The following is an 18,274-nucleotide window of genomic DNA, read 5'->3' as shown; positions in this document are numbered from 1 at the left end:
ATCCTTTTCCATTCTCGCCTTCATATGGCGTGGGCGGCTGCCTGCCACAAGACTAACGCTTCAGTCGTTAAAAGGAAGCTTTACTTACTTGCCCTAGACTGCAGATGCGATAGAAATGTGAAATCACCTTCCGGCCCTTACCGAAAGTACAGCGCAAATCCTACCTGCGGCGTCACATGCGATAAGGCATCCATGAGGCTGGATACTGCCGGAGATACGGATTGGCTCTCGGTCGCAATTGCCAAGGTCGATTGCATCCATAGTTGGCATCGCAAGGCACCTGGAAGACAATCCGGCCAGTGAAGCTTCACTGCAATCGCCGAAGAACTGATGCGCAGAGATGTTCCTTGGTTTTGCTACCGCTACAGCGGCAGAGCGGCCAATCCGGCGCGCTTTTCCGCACCCGTGGTCCGCGAACCCCGTTGATCGGTGCCCTGACGAAAGCGCTCGACGGTCGGGACTGATCTTAACTCCGATCGAAATGCCGGCTCAGATGTCGAGATTCTCCGCAAAGGCGGCGCGTTCCTGAATGAAACGGAAGCGGGCATCGGCCTTGGTGCCCATGAGGTTGTCGACGGCCTCACGCGTTCCCTCGAAATCCACATCGTCGATCGCGACGCGCAAAAGCGTGCGATGGGCGGGATCCATGGTGGTTTCCTTCAACTGCGCCGGCATCATTTCGCCCAGACCTTTGAAGCGGCCGATCTCGACCTTCTTGCCCTTGAACACCGTTTCCATCAGCTCTGCCCGGTGAGCATCGTCACGGGCATAGACCGTCTTTCCACCCTGACGCAGGACATAGAGCGGCGGGACCGCCAGGTAGAGGTGGTTGCCGCGGATCAGCTCCGGCATTTCCTGATAGAAGAAGGTGATCAGCAGGGATGCGATATGGGCGCCGTCGACATCCGCGTCGGTCATGATGATGACGCGCTCGTAACGGAGGTCTTCCTCGCGGTATTTGGTTCGCGTGCCGCAGCCGAGCGCCTGGATGAGATCGGCGATCTGCTGGTTGGCGGAGAGTTTTTCGCGGCTGGCGCTGCCGACGTTGAGAATTTTTCCGCGGAGCGGAAGGATCGCCTGATTGGCGCGGTTGCGGCCCTGCTTGGCCGAGCCGCCTGCCGAATCGCCCTCGACGATGAAGAGCTCGGCACCTTCCGCCGTATTCTGCGAGCAGTCGGCGAGCTTGCCGGGCAGGCGCAGCTTACGCACCGCCGTCTTGCGGTTGACTTCCTTTTCCTTGCGGCGGCGAAGGCGCTCCTCGGCGCGCTCGATCACCCAATCGAGAAGTTTCGCAGCCTCGTTCGGATTGCCTGCAAGATAATGGTCGAAGGGGTCGCGCAAGACGTTCTCGACGAGGCGCTGCGCTTCGACAGTGGCGAGCTTGTCCTTGGTCTGGCCGACGAATTCAGGCTCCCGGATGAAGACCGAGAGCATGCCGACGGCCGAGATCATCACGTCGTCGGTGGTGATCTGCGCCGCGCGCTTGTTCTGGGTCAGTTCGGCATAGTTCTTGAGCCCCTTGGTGAGCGCAATGCGCAAACCCGCCTCATGGGTGCCGCCTTCGGGCGTCGGGATGGTGTTGCAGTAGGAATGAAGCTGTGGGTCGCCACCATACCAGGTGACTGCCCATTCCATCGCTCCATGGCCGCCGGTCTTTTCCGTGCGGCCGGCGAAAATCTCGCGCGTAACGGTGAATTCCTTGCCGAGTGTGGCGCCAAGATAATCCTTCAGGCCGCCGGGGAAGTGGAAAACCGCTTTTTCTGGAATCTCGCCATCCGCCGGCACCACGCCCGGGTCGCAGCTCCAGCGGATCTCGACTCCGCCGAACAGATAGGCCTTGGAGCGGGCCATGCGGAAGATGCGGCCGGCGTCGAACTTCGCATGCTCACCGAAGATCTGCGGGTCCGGATGGAAACGGACCTTCGTGCCGCGGCGGTTCTGCACGTCGCCAAGTTGCTCCAGCCCACCCTGCGGAACGCCGCGCGAAAAGCGCTGACGGTAGAGTTTGCGGTTGCGGGCGACTTCGACTTCCAGCAGGTCCGACAACGCGTTGACGACGGAAACACCGACGCCGTGCAGGCCGCCGGAGGTCTCATAGGCCTTGCCGTCGAACTTTCCACCGGCATGCAGCTTGGTCATGATGACTTCGAGGGTCGACTTGCCCGGCACCTGCGGATGGTTTTCGACCGGAATGCCACGGCCGTTATCCGTGACCGTCAGGAAACCTTCCGCATCGAGATGCACTTCGATGAAATTCGCGTGACCGGCAACCGCCTCGTCCATCGAGTTGTCGATGACTTCCGCGAACAGGTGATGCAGCGCCTTTTCATCCGTGCCACCGATATACATGCCCGGGCGCATGCGCACCGGTTCGAGCCCTTCGAGGACGCGAATCGAGGAGGCACCGTAATCGTCGCCGGAAGATTGCGCCGGGGCAGGGCGTGCCGGCGAAGGCTCTGCCTGCGCGGCAAGCTCCGGTTCGACGGCGACCGGCTTCGACGTCAAGGGCAGGTCGGCGAAAAGGTCGTCATTGTCATCCATCGGCTGCGTCGGTACTACCTGTCGGGGTGCGGAAGAAGAAGCCATACCCATCTCATGCTGTTTCGAATCACTCGCGATTCTGCCAGAAAGCAGGCTTTTTCGCGATGCCGCAAAGAAACGGCCTTTTTCAGCAATGCTTTGCCGACAAGGCAATGGCAAGATTCGACCGTATCAGGAGTCCGATGAAAAAGGTCATGTCCACAATTCATTTCGTCTTCGGCGCACTTCTTGCGGCATTGATCGCGTTTGCCGGCATGCCCGCCGCTGCCCAGGATGGTCCAATCAAGCCCTTCAAGGACGACCTGTTCTCGCGCCAAGCTGTATTGGAGACCCGCGACAGCGGCGCCTATGACGTGATCGACTACCAGGAAATGCGGGACATCAACGGCCGCGACCGGGTGCCGGAGCGACGCGTCAAGGATGCCTATGTTTCCCTCGGCGTGCGGCGCCACCAGGAGAACGAAACGCTGAACCTTCCCGAGAACAGAAAGCTCGATGTCACCAGAGTGGGACAAATGGAAGGTGCGTCCTTTACGGTGATTTTCATCCACGGGCGCGGCGGCGACCGTAGGCTCGGCGCAAACGACTACACGTTCGGCGGCAATTTCAACCGGCTGAAGAACCTCGCAGTCAACAATGGCGGCACCTACTATTCGCCGAGCGTTACCTCCTTCGACGACAAGGGGGTCGCCGACATCGCCGCGCTGATCCGCTATGCGTTCGACCGGTCCTCAAGACGGCCGGTCATCCTCGCCTGCGCCTCGATGGGCGGTTTCATCTGCCAGGGTGTCAGCCGCGACGCGGAGACCGTGCATTATCTCAAAGGCATGGCGCTCCTCGGTGGTCCGCCTGATGCGGGTCTGCCGAAAACGCCTCTCGCAAAGCTCAAGCTGCCGATCTATTTCGCCCACGGCAGCGCCGACGGCGTCTACAAGGCCGAGGAGCAGGCGGCAATCTATCGCAAGCTTGGAAGCGCGGGCTATCCAACCCGTTTCACGCTGTTTGAGACCGGCAGCCACGGCACGCCTATCCGCATGGTTGACTGGCGGAAAGTGCTGAACTTCCTGCTTACCGCCGGCTGAAGCCCCGCCGTTAACCAAAGTCTTGAACCAAGACCTGTCTTTTGCATACCAATTCGGACGGGATGTGTCTAAAACAGGTCCCCGTATCTGTGGAGGTTTCGGTTTCTGCCATCGAAAGAAACCGAACAGGAGAGGAAGCTATCGCCGATGACGCCCGATGTGCGCCCGCTTGTTGCCGGAAACTGGAAAATGAACGGCACGCGCGAGTCCCTGACAGAGATCAAGGCTATGGCCGAGGGCGTTCAGGGCGCGCTGTCCGAAAAGGTCGATGCGCTCATCTGCCCGCCGGCAACGCTGCTCTATGTCGCGACCGCGCTTTCAACCGACAGCCCGCTGATGATCGGCGGTCAGGATTGCCATCAGGATGCTTCCGGCGCCCATACGGGTGACATCTCGGCGGAAATGATTGCCGACTGCTTCGGAACCTATGTCATCGTCGGGCATTCGGAGCGGCGCACCGACCACGCCGAAACCGATCATCTGGTGCGCGCCAAGGCGCAGGCGGCCCATGCGGCAGACCTCACGGCCATCATCTGCGTCGGTGAAACGGCGGGAGAGCGGGACGCCTACCAGACCCTCGAGGTCCTGAAGCGCCAGATCTTCAACTCAGTTCCGGAAACGGCGACAGCCGCAAATACCGTGATCGCATACGAACCGGTCTGGGCGATCGGCACCGGGGTCACACCGACCGCCGATGACGTCGAGATCGCCCATGCCTTCATGCGGGCCGAGCTCACGGCCTGCCTCGGAGAGGAGGGGAGGCGCATGCGCATCCTCTACGGCGGCTCGGTGAAGCCCGGAAATGCCCGGGAACTGATGAGCGTCGAGAATGTGGATGGTGCGCTGATCGGGGGCGCGAGCTTGAAAGCCAACGATTTCCTCGCCATCTATCGGGTCTACGAGACACTGATGGCCTGAGCCTTTCGATAGGGGCTTGGAATGCACGCAGCTCTCATGTAAAGAGCCGCCAACTCTTTTTGTTGTCTCCCCCGCGGAGGCATGGATTTTGATATGCAGACCGTTCTGATCGTTATTCACCTCATGATCGTGCTTGCCCTCGTCGGCGTGGTGCTGATCCAGCGTTCCGAAGGCGGCGGACTGGGCATCGGCGGCGGCTCCGGCTTCATGTCGGCGCGCGGCACGGCCAATGCACTGACCCGCACCACCGCAATCCTCGCGACGCTTTTCTTCCTCACGTCGCTGGCGCTCGGCATCCTGGCAAGATACGAAAGCCGCCCGAGCGATATCCTGAACCGTATTCCGCAGAGCCAGCAAGGTCAGGGCAGCGGCATTCTCGACCAGCTTGGTCCCGCCCCGACACAGACCCCGGCCCCCGCGGAAAACGGCGTTCCGTCCGGTTCCGGCGCGGCTGCGCCCGCTCCTGCGGCTCCTGCTACGGGTGCAGCTCCGGCGACGCCGGCCGTACCTTCTGCTCCGGCGGAACCCGCCGCTCCGGCCGCACCTTCGGGTGTCCCGACCGGCCAATAAGGTCCGGTCAACGCTTAAAGCTCCGGCAGGCCAAAAGCCTGCCGGTTTTATTTTGGGAAGATTCCACAGCCGTTTTGCCGAAACGGACAATTTGTGCTGGCGGAATCACGAATGAAAAGGTATCCGGTGACTCCCATGGCGCGATATGTATTCATCACTGGCGGCGTGGTTTCCTCCCTCGGAAAAGGAATTGCGGCCGCGGCACTTGGAGCACTGCTGCAAGCCCGGGGCTACCGGGTGCGGCTCAGAAAACTCGACCCCTATCTGAACGTGGATCCGGGCACGATGAGCCCGACCCAGCACGGCGAAGTCTTCGTGACCGATGACGGGGCGGAAACCGATCTCGATCTCGGCCATTACGAACGCTTCACGGGGCGTTCTGCGACCAAGACCGACAACATCACCACCGGCCGCATCTACAAGAACATCATCGACAAGGAACGCCGCGGCGACTATCTCGGCGCGACAGTGCAGGTCATTCCGCACGTCACCAACGAGATCAAGGATTTCGTGACCGAAGGCAACGAGGACTACGATTTCGTCATCTGCGAGATCGGCGGTACCGTCGGCGACATCGAGGCGATGCCGTTCCTGGAAGCGATCCGCCAGCTTGGCAACGACCTGCCGCGCGGCACGGCCGTCTACCTGCACCTGACCCTGATGCCTTACATTCCGGCAGCGGGCGAACTCAAGACCAAGCCGACCCAGCATTCGGTGAAGGAGCTGCAGGCGCTCGGCATTGCACCCGATATCCTGCTGGTGCGCGCCGACCGGGAAATCCCGGAGGCCGAACGGCGCAAGCTGTCGCTGTTCTGCAACGTACGGCCTTCCGCCGTCATCCAGGCGCTCGACGTCGCCAACATCTACGACGTGCCGATGGCCTATCACAAAGAAGGCCTCGACAACGAAGTGCTTGCCGCCTTCGGCATCGAGCCGGCACCGAAGCCGCGCCTCGAACCCTGGGAAGAGGTCTGCAACCGCATCCGCACGCCGGAAGGCGAGGTGACGATCGCGGTGGTCGGCAAATATACCGGCCTCAAGGACGCCTACAAATCGCTGATCGAGGCGCTGCATCACGGCGGTATCGCCAATCACGTCAAGGTCAAGATCGAGTGGATCGAGTCGGAAATCTTCGAGAAGGAAGATCCGGCACCGTATCTGGAAAAGGTCAACGGCATCCTGGTGCCGGGCGGTTTCGGCGAGCGCGGCTCGCAGGGCAAGATCAATGCGGCGCGCTATGCCCGCGAAAAGAACGTGCCTTATTTCGGAATCTGCTTCGGCATGCAGATGGCGGTCATCGAGGCCGCCCGCAATCTCGCCGGCATCGACAAGGCTTCTTCGACCGAATTCGGTCCCACCAAGGAGCCGGTGGTCGGCCTGATGACCGAATGGGTGAAAGGCAACGAACTCGAGAAGCGCTCTGCTTCAGGTGACCTTGGCGGCACGATGCGCCTCGGCGCCTACAAGGCAACTCTGAAGCGTGAAACGAAGATCGCCGATATCTATGGCTCCACGGATATTTCCGAGCGTCATCGCCACCGTTACGAGGTCAATATCGACTACAAGGACCGGCTGGAGAAATGCGGCCTGGTATTCTCTGGCATGTCGCCGGATGGCGTGCTGCCGGAGACGATCGAATATCCCGATCATCCCTGGTTCATCGGCGTGCAGTATCATCCGGAACTGAAGAGCCGGCCGCTCGATCCGCACCCGCTCTTTGCCAGCTTCATAGAAGCGGCCCTGGAACAGAGCCGGTTGGTTTAATGCGTTTAGAAAACCCGGCTTCGGCCGGGTTTTCTGATTCACGTCCCGCTTCAGGCAGCCTGAGGCAGCGGGCCGACATAAACCGAGCGTGGTCGGATGAGCCGGCCTTCAAGCGCCTGTTCACGGGCATGAGCGATCCAACCGACCGTGCGGCCGATCGCGAAGACGCCGGTGAACGCTTCGCGCGGAAACTTCAGCGCATCCAGCAGCAGAGCCGTGTAGAACTCCACATTGACGTCGAGCGGCCGGTCCGGCTTGCGTTCCCTCAGTATGGCAAGTGCTGCCTGTTCGACGGCTTCCGCAAGCCGGATGCGGTCATGATCGACCTGGCCGGTTGCGATCAACGGTTTCAAGGCACCTTTCAGCGCATCGGCACGCGGATCGCGGACGCGGTAGATCCGGTGGCCGAATCCCATCAGGCGCTCGCCGCGGCCGAGCGCATGGCCAAGCCAGGTTTTTGCATCGGCTTCAGTACCGACGGCATCCAGCATGTCGAGTACCGGCCCCGGAGCGCCTCCATGCAGAGGCCCCTTAAGCGCGCTGATCGCCGCCAGGACCGACGACGTGAGGCCGGCTCTCGTGGAGGCGATGACCCGGGAGGCGAAAGTGGAAGCATTCAGCCCGTGGTCGGAAATCGTCACCAAATAGGCATCAAGGGCGGATACCTGTTCCCGGCTCGGGAGATTCGCATGCAGCATGGCCAGGATGTCGGCGGATTGCGAAAGCGACGGACTTGGCGCGACAGGTGTCTCGCCCTTCTGCAGCCTTAGCAAGCCCGGCAGGAAGACGGCAGGAGCGGCCAGCAGCCGCAGCACGGTTTCGAAATCCTCGCCGTCCGGCAGTCTTGCGATAAGAGCCCGCATGCCATCCACCGGCGGTAATTCCTGGAGTGCCTCATCCGCCGCCTGGACATGCGCAAAGACTTCGGCACGCATGCGGCCGAGCCGGGTCTTCAAGTCATCCGCAGTGACAGGACGATCCAGTAGACCCTCCAGCAGCAGGGCTGCGGTATCCTCATACGTCGCGCGCTCGACAAGACGATCCAGCGATACGCCACGAATAACCAGGCGTCCGGCTTCACCATCCACGTCCGACAACCGGGTTTCGGCGGCAACGACGTCTTCAAGTCCATTCTTCATGGGTGTTTCTCCTTTACGGCGAGGATGATCCGCCCTAGTCTTATTGACGTCAATCTTGATGCAATCGATCAATATGAACATGCTCTGGATCACCGCCGACGAGGCCCTTGCCCGGCTCGGAACCAAACCGCAGACGCTCTACGCCAATGTCAGCCGCGGACGCATCCGTGCCAAGCCGGACCCTGCCGACCCGCGTCGCAGCCTTTACCGGGCCAGCGATGTGCAGCGGCTCGCAGAGCGCCATGCCGGCCGGCGCCAGGCGGCTGCGGTCGCGGCGGAAGCCATCCGCTGGGGCGATCCGGTTCTGCCGACCGCCATCTCGACGATTTCCGACGGAAAATTGTTCTATCGCGGTCATGATGCGATCGAGCTTGCCGGCCATGCGACGCTGGAAAAGGTCGCCGCCCTTCTTTGGAACAGCCAGGACATCCGTGTCGAAACGGGTGAGCACCGAACGGGAGAGGCGTCACGCATGGCAAATGCCCTGACAGTCCTTGCGGCGCGCGTCATGAACGACCTGCCGGCATTGGGCAGGACGCCTTCCGTCCTGCAAGCCGAGGCTGTCTCGGTGCTCTCCACGGTGGCCGCCGGGCTCGCACCGTGGAATGGCGAGCCGGTGTCACTGCATCAGCGCCTTGCGCTTGGCTGGCAACGGCCCGAAGCGGCCGACCCGATCCGCAGGGCGCTGGTGCTTGCGGCGGAGCATGAGCTCGCCGTCTCGGCTTTCGCGGCACGCGTCACCGCATCATCCGGTGCGGCCCTTTCGGCAGCAACGCTTTCGGGATTGGCGACGCTGACCGGTCCACGGCATGGCGGCGCATGGCTCAGCGTCACGCGGCTTGCGGAACAGGCCGTATCTGTCGGCGTGCGGGAAGCGATTCGGGGCGCCCTGTCATCGGAAGGACTGGTGCGGGCCTTCGGCCACCGGCTCTACCCGCAGGGCGATCCCCGCGCCAAGGCCCTGTTGGCAAGCTTCGAGGTTCCGCCCCTCTACAGATCCCTGGCGGAAGCCGGAGAGGAACTGCTCGGCGAGCCGGCCAATATCGATTTCGCACTTGCCGCGCTTGCGGCCACGTTCGGGCTACCGGAAGACTCACCGCTCGTCATCTTCGCTCTTGCCCGTACCCCCGGCTGGCTCGCGCATGCCATGGAGCAGGTCGATAGCGGCCAGCTGATTCGACCGCGAGCCCGTTATGCAGGCATCCCGCCAGACGATGCTCTTTGAGGCCACGCGAAGGCTCTCGCACCGCGCCTGAACCCCACTTCCTAAAGCCCTCATAGCGTTTCAGGACCGGATGGATTCGTTCTGGCCCTGTAGGCTGCGAGCGCTCTGTCTCGGGCAAGGCCGTGATCGACGATCGGCCTCGGATAGGCTCGGCCGAGCTCGATTCCGGCCTTATCCAGAACGTTCTTCGGAGCATCGAAGGGCTTATGGATGTACTTGCGGTCCAGGTTGCCGAGTTCCGGTACGTGCTCGCGCACGTAATCGCCCTCCGGATCGAATTTCTCGCCTTGCAGGACCGGGTTGAAGATACGGAAGAAGGGCGAAGCGTCGGCGCCCGAGCCCGCGACCCACTGCCAGTTTGCGGCATTGTTGGCCGGATCGGCATCGACCAGTGTATCGCGGAACCACTTCTCGCCCTTGCGCCAGTCGATCATCAGATCCTTGATGAGAAAAGATGCGGTAATCATCCTCACCCGATTATGCATGAAGCCGTAACGCCAGAGCTGGCGCATGCCGGCATCGACGATCGGGTAACCCGTCAGCCCCTTCGTCCAGGCGCGGAATTCCTTCGCATCATACCCCCACTGGAAGGTATCGAAAGTGTTGTCCCAGTTCTTCTCGTCCAGTTCCGGGAACTCAATCAGCAGGCTGTAGCAGAAGTCGCGCCAGGCGAGTTCGCGGCGAAAATGCACCACATTTTCGGAAGCGGTCTTCGGCATGCCCCTGGTCGCATGCCAGATACGAGCCGGGGAAATCTCTCCGTGGGTGAGATGGGGCGACAGCAAGGACGTGGCTTGGACGCTCGGCAGGTCACGACCATGCTTGTAGTCCTGGAGCTTTCGGTCGATAAAGTCGGCGAGTTTTTCCCGAGCGCCATCTTCACCGGGGGTCCATATTGCCGGGAAACCTGCCGCCCAGTCTGGCTTTTTCGGAAGAAGTCCCCAACTGTCCAGTCTCTCTGACCGGTGATGATGATCCTGCGAAGGAATTTTCAGCGGCGGGCCGATCGGCTCCCGCGGCTCGCCGGCCTTTTGCAGAGCGTTCCAGAACGGTGTGAAAACCCTGAAAGCCCTACCGGCGCCGGTGCGGATCGCATGCGGCTCTTGCAGAAGCTGGCCATGAAACGCACGGACGGCGATATCGCGCTTCTTCAGTTCGAGCGCGATGCCGCGATCGACCTGATGCCGCTCATAGGCGCGATTGACAAAAACCATGCGAACGCCAGTCTGGCGGGCGAGATCGACCAGCACGTCCTCCGCCTTTCCGGAAATCAATGTCAGGCCGCTGCCGGCGGACTTCAGGGATTTCGCCAGCGCCGTCAGGGAGTGATGCAGCCACCATCGCTGAGCGGCTCCCAGCGGGCCGACATTCAAATGCTGCGGTTCACGGATGTAGACCGGAATGACTGGGCCGCCGGTTTCCATCGCCGCGTGCAATGCCGGGTTGTCATCCAGGCGCAAATCCCTGCGGAACCAGACGATGCTGGGGACTTCTGATTTCGGCACACTATTCTCCGTGAGGGGACAATGCTTCCCAAGCTCCGGATTCAGTCGATATCCGGATCGTCGTCAGGGACGTATCAGCAGTACGGGACAAGGAGAGCCTGCAGGCAGTTCCGGCGCGTGCGGAGGGCGGATGATCAGCCCGCCGGACTGGGCAAAAATCTTCATCATCGAAGAATCCTGTTTCTGGAAGGCCTCGGCCACCAGATTACCGGCGTGATCCTTCGAGATCTTCGCACGCAGATAATCCTGGCGCTGGTCGTTGGCGGCAACCGCCTTCGCCGTGATGCCTTCCACTTCGCGATGCCTTTCCGGCAGGCGGGCGAGCTTGCGAAGCAGCGGCTCCAGAAAGAGCATACCGGTAACCAGGCTTGCGACCGGATTGCCCGGCAGGCCGAGCACCTGCATGCCTTCAAGGGTCCCGACCATGAGCGGCTTGCCTGGCCGCATGGCGATCCGCCAGAAATCGAGTTGCATGCCTGCGTTCTTCAGCGTCGCCTGCACGAGGTCGTGATCGCCGACCGAGGCGCCACCAAGCGTCACCAGCACATCGGCTTGCGCGGCGCGGGCCTTTTCGATCGCAGCAGCGATATCCTCCTGCCGATCCCTGACGATGCCGAAGTCCAGAACCTCGCCGCCATTGTCGCGCACCAGCGCGGAGACGCCGAACGTGTTGGACGCGATGATCTGCGCCGGACCGGGTGTGTCGCCGGGCAAGACCAGTTCGTCACCGGTCGCCAGGATTGCGACGCGCGGACGGCGATAGACGGAAAGCTCCGGATGGTTCATCGCAGCGGCGACCGTCAGGTGCGAAAAATCGAGAAGGGTGCCGGGATGGAGCACCGTCTCGCCCTCAAAAAAGTCCTGGCCGCGCGGGCGTACATGCCGGCCCTTCACGACGGCGAACGTGGTGCGGATACGGTTGCCGTCGAGCCTTTCGGCATCCTCCTGAATCAATACGGAATCGGCACCTTCCGGCAGGGGCGCTCCCGTGAAGATGCGAACGGTCTCCCCTTTGCCGACCACCCCTTCGAAAGCATGGCCGGCAGCGGCACTGCCGATAACCGTCAATTCGGAGCCGATCGCAGATGCATCTTCGGCCCGCAAAGCATAACCATCCATCGCGGAAGCATCGAATGGCGGCTGAGTAAGCCGGGCGACCACGTCGGCCGCCAGAATCCGGCCGCTGGCCTCGCCAAGCGGAACGGTTTCGCTTCTGGCAATCGGGTCCGCCTTGTCCAGCAGGCGTCTCTTCGCCTCGGAAACAGGCAACAATGCCATCTCTCAGCCCTCCACTCAGTCCTTTGGGCGATAGGTTCCGGACTTGCCGCCGGTCTTTTCGAGAAGACGAATGCCCCCGATCTCCATCCCCTTGTCGGCGGCCTTGGCCATGTCATAGATCGTCAGGCACGAGACGGAAACCGCCGTCAGCGCCTCCATCTCGACGCCGGTTTTGCCGGTAAGCTTCGCTGTCGCCGTAACGCGCAGCCCCGGAAGCGTCTCGTCTTCCGTGATATCCACCGAAACCTTGGTCAGCATCAGCGGATGGCAGAGCGGGATGAGGTCCGACGTCTTCTTGGCTGCCATGATGCCGGCCAGTCGGGCCGTGCCGATCACATCGCCCTTTTTAGCGTTGCCCTCGCGGATCAACGAGAGCGTTTCCGGCAGCATGCGGACGTAACCTTCGGCCGTCGCCGAACGGTTCGTCTCGGCCTTGTCGCCGACATCGACCATATGCGCTTCGCCGGACGCGCCGATATGGGTGAGGTTCGCCATTATTCCGCCGCCAGGGTCGCGGTCCCGCCGGTCAGGAGCAGGCGGGTCGCCGCAGCCACGTCGTCCTTGCGCATCAGGCTTTCGCCGACGAGGAAGGTATTGATGCCGACCTGTCTGAGGCGCTGGCAATCCTCGTGCGTGAAAATGCCGCTTTCTCCGACGAGCAGACGATCGGCCGGCACCATCGGGGCCAGTTTCTCGCTCGTTTCCAGGCTCAATTCGAAGGTGCGCAGGTTACGGTTGTTGATACCGATCAGCGGCGAGGGGAGTTTGAGCGCCCGCTCCATCTCTTCGGCATCATGGACCTCGATCAGCACGTCCATGCCGAGTTCGACGGCAACATCGTAAAGCTCGCGCGCCTCACCATCGGACAGCGAGGCCATGATCAGCAGGATACAGTCGGCGCCCCAGGCACGCGCCTCATAGACCTGATAGGGCTCGAACATGAAGTCCTTGCGCAGAGCCGGAAGCGAGCAGGCATTACGGGCCGCGGTCAAAAATTCCGGAGCTCCCTGGAAGCTCGGCTTGTCGGTCAATACCGAAAGGCAGGCGGCGCCGCCGGCTTCATAAGCGGCTGCAAGGGCAGGGGGGTCGAAATCCGGGCGGATCAGGCCCTTTGACGGGCTGGCCTTCTTGATCTCCGCAATGAGACCGAATCCGCCTGCATCCTGCTTTGCCTTCAGCGCCCGATAGAAACCGCGCGGGGCCGGCTGGTCGGCGGCGCGGACCTTCACCTCGGCGAGCGGCACACTCGCCTTGGCAGCGGCGATTTCCTCGCGCTTGTAGGCTTCGATCTTCTTCAGGATATCGGTCACGGCTTCAATCCTCTTCGTTCGAGACGGCGACGAGGCGGTCGAGGGCCGCCGCTGCCTCGCCGCTTTCCAGCGAACGGGTGGCAAGCCTCATGCCATCCGCGATCGTCTCCGCCTTGCCGGCAATCACCAGGGCCGCCGCCGCATTGCAAAGGGCGATATCGCGATAGGCATTTTTCGCACCGGCAAGCACCGCGCGCAAGGCCGCGGCATTGACCACGCCATCGCCGCCTTTGAGTTCGGCAAGCGTCGCAGGCTGCACACCGAAATCCATCGGTGTCAGCTCGAAGGAACGGATCTTGCCGTCTTCCAGCGCGGTAACCTGGGTGATGCCTGTCGTGGTGATTTCATCCATACCGTCGCCATGCACCACCCAGACGGTTTCGGAGCCCAGGTCGCGCAGCACTTCAGCGATCGGCTCCAGCCATTTCGGCGCGAAGACACCGAGAAGCTGGCGCTTGGCTCCGGCCGGGTTTGAGAGGGGACCAAGCAGGTTGAAGATCGTGCGCGTGCCGAGCTCGACGCGACTCGGGCCGACATGGCGCATCGCCGCATGATGCATAGAGGCGAACATGAAGCCGATGCCGGCTTCCCTGATGCAGCGGGCTATCAGTTCAGGGCCGATTTCCAGATCGACGCCCAGCACCGACAGCGCGTCGGCCGTGCCGGATTTCGAACTCTGCGCCCGATTGCCATGCTTGGCGACCGGCACGCCGCAGCCGGCGACGATGAGCGAGGCGAGGGTGGAAATATTGTATGTACCCAGTCCGTCGCCACCGGTGCCGACGATATCGATCGCGTCAGCCGGGGCTTCGACGGGCAGCATCTTGGCGCGCATGGTTGCGACTGCGCCGGTAATCTCTGCGACAGTCTCGCCGCGAACACGCAGTGCCATCAGGAAGCCACCGATCTGCGACGGCGTTGCCTCTCCCGACATCAGGATGTCGAAAGCCTCGCGCGCTTGCTCACGCGTCAGACTCTCGCCATTGGCGACCTTGGCGATAAGGGGTTTCAGCTCAGGCATACTCGGTTACCTCGCGCGTCACTGGAGCATGACCTGATTAAGGACGGTCTGGTTGACGGAGACGCCATAACTGTTCTTCAGGCTGTTAACCATCTGATCGAGCATGTCGTCGCCGACCGCCTCCGCCATACGCTCCAGTTGCTCATCGCCGGAAAGCGCATCGGTGGTCACCTGATCGACGGCTGTGACCTTCATCAGGAGACGGCTTTCACCATCGGCGCCAAGCGCGGTGGCAATGATGCCGACCGGGCCGGAGAAAGCTGCCGCGATCGCTTCACCTCCGAAAATTGCGTCCTCCTCACCGCGGCGCAGGCCCTGCTTGTTTTCGACCGAAAGGCCGAGCTCTGCGCCGATGGCCTCAATCGTCTCGCCCTTATCCAGGCGACCCTTGAGCTCATTGGCCTTGGCTGACAGCGCCTGGCGCTGCTGGTCCGCGGTCCAGTCGGCAATCGCCTTGTCGCGCACTTCGGCAAGCGGCCTGTCGCGCTCGGGGACGATGTTGCGAACCTCGAACCAGACATAACCGTCATTGCCGAGGTTTACCGGGATGGTATCGGCGCCAGGCTCGGTGCGGAAGACCTCGCCGAGCAACTGATTGGAAGCCGGAATATCCTCGATACGCTGCTCCTGCTCGTTGCGACCCGATGCGTCGGCGGTCACGGTGACGATCTTGAGGTTGAGGTCTCTGGCTGTATCCTCAAGCGATGTGCCGCCGCTGCGCATGTCCTCGAACCGATCGTGCACGTTCAGGACTTCCTGGGAGGCTGCAGAAACCGCGAGCTGGTTGCGGATATCCTCCTTTACCTCGTCGAACGAACGGGTCGTTTCCGGGCGAATATTGGTGACGCGCAGGATCACCGGACCAAAGGTGCCGTCGATGACGGGCGTCGTGCCGCCAGCCGCTGCAACCTTGAAGGCGGGCTCGGCAAAAGTCGGATCCGGCATGTTATCTCGGGTGAAATCACCCAGCAGCACGTCGGTCGCCGTCTTGCCCTGGTCCTTGATGATCTGGTCGAAGGTCGCCGTACCATCCTTGAGCTGCGTTGCGGCAGCTTCCGCCATTTCCTTGTCCGGGAAGGTAAGCTGCTCGATCGTGCGGGTTTCGTGGGTCTTGTAGCTGTCCTTGCTTTTCTCGTACTGGGCACGCACCTGATCATCGGAGATCGAGGATGCATCGGCGATATCGGCCGGCTGCAGCTTTACATAGGCGAAGGTCCGGTATTCCGGCGCCCGATAACGGCTTTTCACACCTTCGAACCAGGCGGATAGCACGTCGTCGGCCGGCGCCTTGACCGGATCGATATTGGCGTTGGAGAGCAGGAGATAGTCAACGGAACGGCTCTCATCGCGATAGTGCTTCAAGGCCTCGACGAGCACTTGCGGCGGCTTGAATCCGTCGGACACCGCCTCGACGACCTGGCTTCGCACCGCAACCTTGCTGCGCTCCTTGATATAGTCATCCTCCCGGATACCTGCATTGCGCAGCCTCGACGTGAAGAGGTTGCGATCAAACTGGCCGTTGACGCCCTTGAAGGCCGGATCCTCGGCGATCAGGCCCGCGAGCCTTTCCTCGGAAAGACCAAGGTTCATATCATCCGAAAGCTGATCGAGCGCAGCGCCGGCAGCAAGCTGGGCAAAAACCTCGTTCTCGACACCAAAGGCGCGCGCCTGCTCGGCGGTCAGTTGCGTGCCAAACTGGCGGCTCAGATTGGCGATCTGGCGCTGGTAGGCCAGGCGGAATTCCTCAGCCGATATCTGCTGGTCCCCGACCGTCATCACCGTATTGCCGTTTGCCGTCAACATCGAACTGGAAACACCCCAGATGCCGAAGGAAACGACCAGAAGCAGGAGGAGAGCCTTGGCAACCCAGGAGCGGGCGGCGTTTCTGAGGGAATCAAGCATCGATCAACATACCTTGCGAATAGTCCTGCCGCCTGAAACAAAGCGGATTGAAGGACTGTCTCTAAATCAAACCGAGACGGAAATGAAGGCATGCCGACGGAAAAGCGAACGGTGTTCGTTCATGCGTGTCTGGCAGCCTTCCCACCCGAGGAAATGGGGGCGGCATTCAGACGATCTGCCAAGGCTCCGGCATCCTGCGGTGCGCGGACCTTCACGTCATTGTCGAAATAGACGTAAACATCCCGACCATGGGTCCGGGGAGGGGAGGCTGAACCGACACGTTCGGCCTCCTTCGGATCCTCTCCCTTCGCCCATTGGCGGATCAGATGAGCCCAGCGGTCGAGCGCCTTGTCGTCGTAGCCGCTGACGTAAAGCTGTTCGGAACCGTGCAGGCGGCAATAGACGAAATCGGCCGTCAGATCCATGAGAAGCGGCCATTCCACGGTGTCGGCTACGACCAGACCAATCTGATAATGGCGCAAGAGATCGATGAATTCCTGCGCGCGGAAACTGTCGTGGCGAATTTCCAGCGCATGGCGCATCGGCCGCCTTGCGTCCGTCTCGACATAAGCGCGATCATCGAGGCGGGTGTCATGCCTTCCGGCAAGTTCGACTGCTTCTTCGGTATTCCTCGGCAGCAGTTTCAGGAAGGTCTCGAAGCGGGCCGGCTCGAATTTCATCCGCGGTGGGAACTGCCAGAGAATGGGGCCGAGCTTCCTGCCGAGACGAAGGACGCCGGAGGCGAAGAAATTTGCGAGCGGTGTCCCGATATCATCAAGGCGGCGCATATGGGTGATGTAACGCGAGCCTTTGACCGCAAAGACGAAATCGTCGGGCGTTGCATCATACCAGGTGGCAAAGCTTTGGGGGCGCTGAAGACCGTAGAAAGTGCCGTTGATCTCGATCGAGCGAAAACGTTCGGCAGCATAGGTCAGTTCCTGCTTCTGCCGCAGGCCCTTGGGATAAAATACGCCGCGCCAGGGCTTGTAGGTCCAGCCCGAAATGCCGATCCGTATATCGCCCGACCGCTTCTTCATCGTGCCACCTGAGATCACGATGATCGAAACGTTCCGGCGACGCGACGGTTCCTGAAGCGGCCTATTTTGTGAAGATGAAAAAGGCGCCGAGGGCGATGAAACTGAAACCGACGATCTGCTTCCAATGAATCGTTTCGCCGAGATAAAGCACGGAAAAGATCACGAAGACCGAGAGCGTGATGATCTCCTGAATAGTCTTCAGCTGAGCCGCGTTGAAATAGCCGTAGCCGATCCGGTTGGCCGGCACCTGCATGCAATATTCGAAAAAGGCGATGCCCCAACTCGCCAATATAACAATATAGAGCGGCTTATCCCCGAACTTCAGGTGGCCATACCAGGCAAATGTCATGAAGACGTTGGAGAGAATCAGGAAGCCGATGGTGAGGAAGGGAACGGCGGCGTTGGGCATAGGTGATGATTCCGTGGCAGGATAAGAGATGCCTTACGGCAATCACGTCCTCGCCCGAAACACAAGCGGCTGGTCATCCATGAGACGAGAGCAAGCCACTTCAGCGCCGGCGGCCGGGCGCACAACAGAGCCTGCGAAACGGCAATGCTGCCTGACCGGGCATTCCGAGCAGCGCGGATTGCCGAGCCTGCAGAAGAGTTGGCCGAGACGTTTTGTCAGGACATGGAATTCCGACAGTTCGAATGCGTCCAATCCGGCACCGCGGCCATGACTGCAAGCGCATCCTTCACGTAAGACGCCTTATCCTTCGCCTGGTAACGCCGTTGATCGCGTGTTCGATACCGGCGTCAGGCCCCAGGAAGCCTGCGAAGGCTCAATGCACGGTGTCGAGTCGGATCTCGTCCTCGAGCGTGCGGAAGGCTTCGTAAAGCGCCTCGACCAGGATATCGGTCAGCTTGTCGGCGTCACCGGTCTGCAGGAACAGCGCGATCGACTGTTCGGACGGCTGGTTTGTAGAGTTGGTCTCGTTCGACATCATAGTCCCCAATCATTCGGGATCATCCCGACGAGAAA

The 18,274-nt window shown here is 61.4% G+C and carries 17 protein-coding genes and 1 pseudogene; 5 read left to right on the top strand and 13 right to left on the bottom strand.

Annotation, left to right across the window (positions count from 1 at the left end; genetic code table 11):
- Positions 1–156: 156 nt before the first annotated feature.
- Positions 157–270, bottom strand: a pseudogene (locus ABK249_RS12110) (hypothetical protein); the annotation flags it as partial.
- Positions 271–489: 219 nt separating this feature from the next.
- Positions 490–2,541, bottom strand: coding sequence for a DNA topoisomerase IV subunit B (parE, locus tag ABK249_RS12105; RefSeq protein ID WP_037148451.1), 2,052 nt, complete (start codon positions 2,539–2,541; stop codon positions 490–492).
- Between the two features lie 194 nt (positions 2,542–2,735).
- Between parE and ABK249_RS12100 the strand changes: the two genes are divergently transcribed.
- The 4 genes from ABK249_RS12100 to ABK249_RS12085 all read left to right on the top strand — a co-directional run bounded on the left by ABK249_RS12100 (position 2,736) and on the right by ABK249_RS12085 (position 6,875).
- Positions 2,736–3,623, top strand: a complete 888-nt coding sequence (locus tag ABK249_RS12100) for an alpha/beta hydrolase family protein (RefSeq protein ID WP_415926438.1) — start codon at positions 2,736–2,738, stop codon at positions 3,621–3,623.
- A 147-nt stretch (positions 3,624–3,770) separates the two neighbouring features.
- The gene (gene tpiA, locus ABK249_RS12095; RefSeq protein ID WP_227702892.1) at positions 3,771–4,541 is read left to right on the top strand and encodes a triose-phosphate isomerase; all 771 of its coding nucleotides are present in this window, start codon (positions 3,771–3,773) and stop codon (positions 4,539–4,541) included.
- Positions 4,542–4,634: 93 nt separating this feature from the next.
- Entirely contained in the window at positions 4,635–5,111 is a 477-nt protein-coding gene (gene secG, locus ABK249_RS12090) for a preprotein translocase subunit SecG (RefSeq protein ID WP_227702891.1), read from the top strand.
- A 126-nt stretch (positions 5,112–5,237) separates the two neighbouring features.
- Entirely contained in the window at positions 5,238–6,875 is a 1,638-nt protein-coding gene (locus ABK249_RS12085; RefSeq protein WP_280107519.1) for a CTP synthase, read from the top strand.
- Positions 6,876–6,925: 50 nt separating this feature from the next.
- Here ABK249_RS12085 and ABK249_RS12080 read toward each other — a convergent pair whose 3' ends face one another.
- Positions 6,926–8,014, bottom strand: coding sequence for a citrate synthase/methylcitrate synthase (locus tag ABK249_RS12080; RefSeq protein WP_348862987.1), 1,089 nt, complete (start codon positions 8,012–8,014; stop codon positions 6,926–6,928).
- A gap of 79 nt (positions 8,015–8,093) precedes the next feature.
- On the opposite strand from ABK249_RS12080, the gene ABK249_RS12075 reads away from it, so the two are divergent.
- The gene (locus tag ABK249_RS12075) at positions 8,094–9,239 is read left to right on the top strand and encodes a citrate synthase (RefSeq protein ID WP_348863130.1); all 1,146 of its coding nucleotides are present in this window, start codon (positions 8,094–8,096) and stop codon (positions 9,237–9,239) included.
- Positions 9,240–9,289: 50 nt separating this feature from the next.
- Here the strand turns inward: ABK249_RS12075 and ABK249_RS12070 are convergent, their stop codons facing one another.
- The 10 genes from ABK249_RS12070 to ABK249_RS12030 all read right to left on the bottom strand — a co-directional run bounded on the left by ABK249_RS12070 (position 9,290) and on the right by ABK249_RS12030 (position 18,239).
- Complete coding sequence (locus ABK249_RS12070; protein ID WP_348862985.1) at positions 9,290–10,744, bottom strand: cryptochrome/photolyase family protein; 1,455 nt, start codon at positions 10,742–10,744, stop codon at positions 9,290–9,292.
- A 63-nt stretch (positions 10,745–10,807) separates the two neighbouring features.
- The gene (locus ABK249_RS12065) at positions 10,808–12,022 is read right to left on the bottom strand and encodes a molybdopterin molybdotransferase MoeA (RefSeq protein WP_348862983.1); all 1,215 of its coding nucleotides are present in this window, start codon (positions 12,020–12,022) and stop codon (positions 10,808–10,810) included.
- A gap of 15 nt (positions 12,023–12,037) precedes the next feature.
- The gene (gene moaC / locus ABK249_RS12060; protein ID WP_037146952.1) at positions 12,038–12,517 is read right to left on the bottom strand and encodes a cyclic pyranopterin monophosphate synthase MoaC; all 480 of its coding nucleotides are present in this window, start codon (positions 12,515–12,517) and stop codon (positions 12,038–12,040) included.
- Entirely contained in the window at positions 12,517–13,332 is an 816-nt protein-coding gene (gene trpC, locus ABK249_RS12055) for an indole-3-glycerol phosphate synthase TrpC (RefSeq protein WP_348862981.1), read from the bottom strand. Before trpC ends, moaC begins: the two co-directional genes overlap by 1 nt.
- 4 nt (positions 13,333–13,336) lie before the next feature.
- Positions 13,337–14,353: an anthranilate phosphoribosyltransferase gene (trpD, locus tag ABK249_RS12050; protein WP_348862979.1), complete on the bottom strand. Its 1,017-nt coding sequence runs from the start codon at positions 14,351–14,353 to the stop codon at positions 13,337–13,339.
- 18 nt (positions 14,354–14,371) lie between these two features.
- Positions 14,372–16,255: a peptidylprolyl isomerase gene (locus ABK249_RS12045; RefSeq protein WP_348862977.1), complete on the bottom strand. Its 1,884-nt coding sequence runs from the start codon at positions 16,253–16,255 to the stop codon at positions 14,372–14,374.
- A 119-nt stretch (positions 16,256–16,374) separates the two neighbouring features.
- Positions 16,375–17,292, bottom strand: a complete 918-nt coding sequence (locus ABK249_RS12040) for a DUF72 domain-containing protein (RefSeq protein ID WP_348862975.1) — start codon at positions 17,290–17,292, stop codon at positions 16,375–16,377.
- Between the two features lie 61 nt (positions 17,293–17,353).
- Positions 17,354–17,701 carry a DMT family protein gene (locus ABK249_RS12035; RefSeq protein ID WP_037146943.1) on the bottom strand — a complete coding sequence of 116 codons (348 nt, stop codon included), beginning with the start codon at positions 17,699–17,701 and terminating at the stop codon, positions 17,354–17,356.
- 42 nt (positions 17,702–17,743) lie between these two features.
- Positions 17,744–17,953 carry a hypothetical protein gene (locus ABK249_RS33915; RefSeq protein WP_415926437.1) on the bottom strand — a complete coding sequence of 70 codons (210 nt, stop codon included), beginning with the start codon at positions 17,951–17,953 and terminating at the stop codon, positions 17,744–17,746.
- A gap of 121 nt (positions 17,954–18,074) precedes the next feature.
- Positions 18,075–18,239, bottom strand: a complete 165-nt coding sequence (locus ABK249_RS12030; protein ID WP_210165744.1) for a hypothetical protein — start codon at positions 18,237–18,239, stop codon at positions 18,075–18,077.
- Between the last annotated feature and the right edge of the window lie 35 nt (positions 18,240–18,274).

The sequence above is a fragment of the Neorhizobium phenanthreniclasticum genome, assembly GCF_040066075.1.
Lineage (GTDB): Bacteria > Pseudomonadota > Alphaproteobacteria > Rhizobiales > Rhizobiaceae > Neorhizobium > Neorhizobium petrolearium.
Note: the sequence above shows the minus strand (reverse complement) of the source record. Positions and strands in the feature narration are given on the sequence as shown.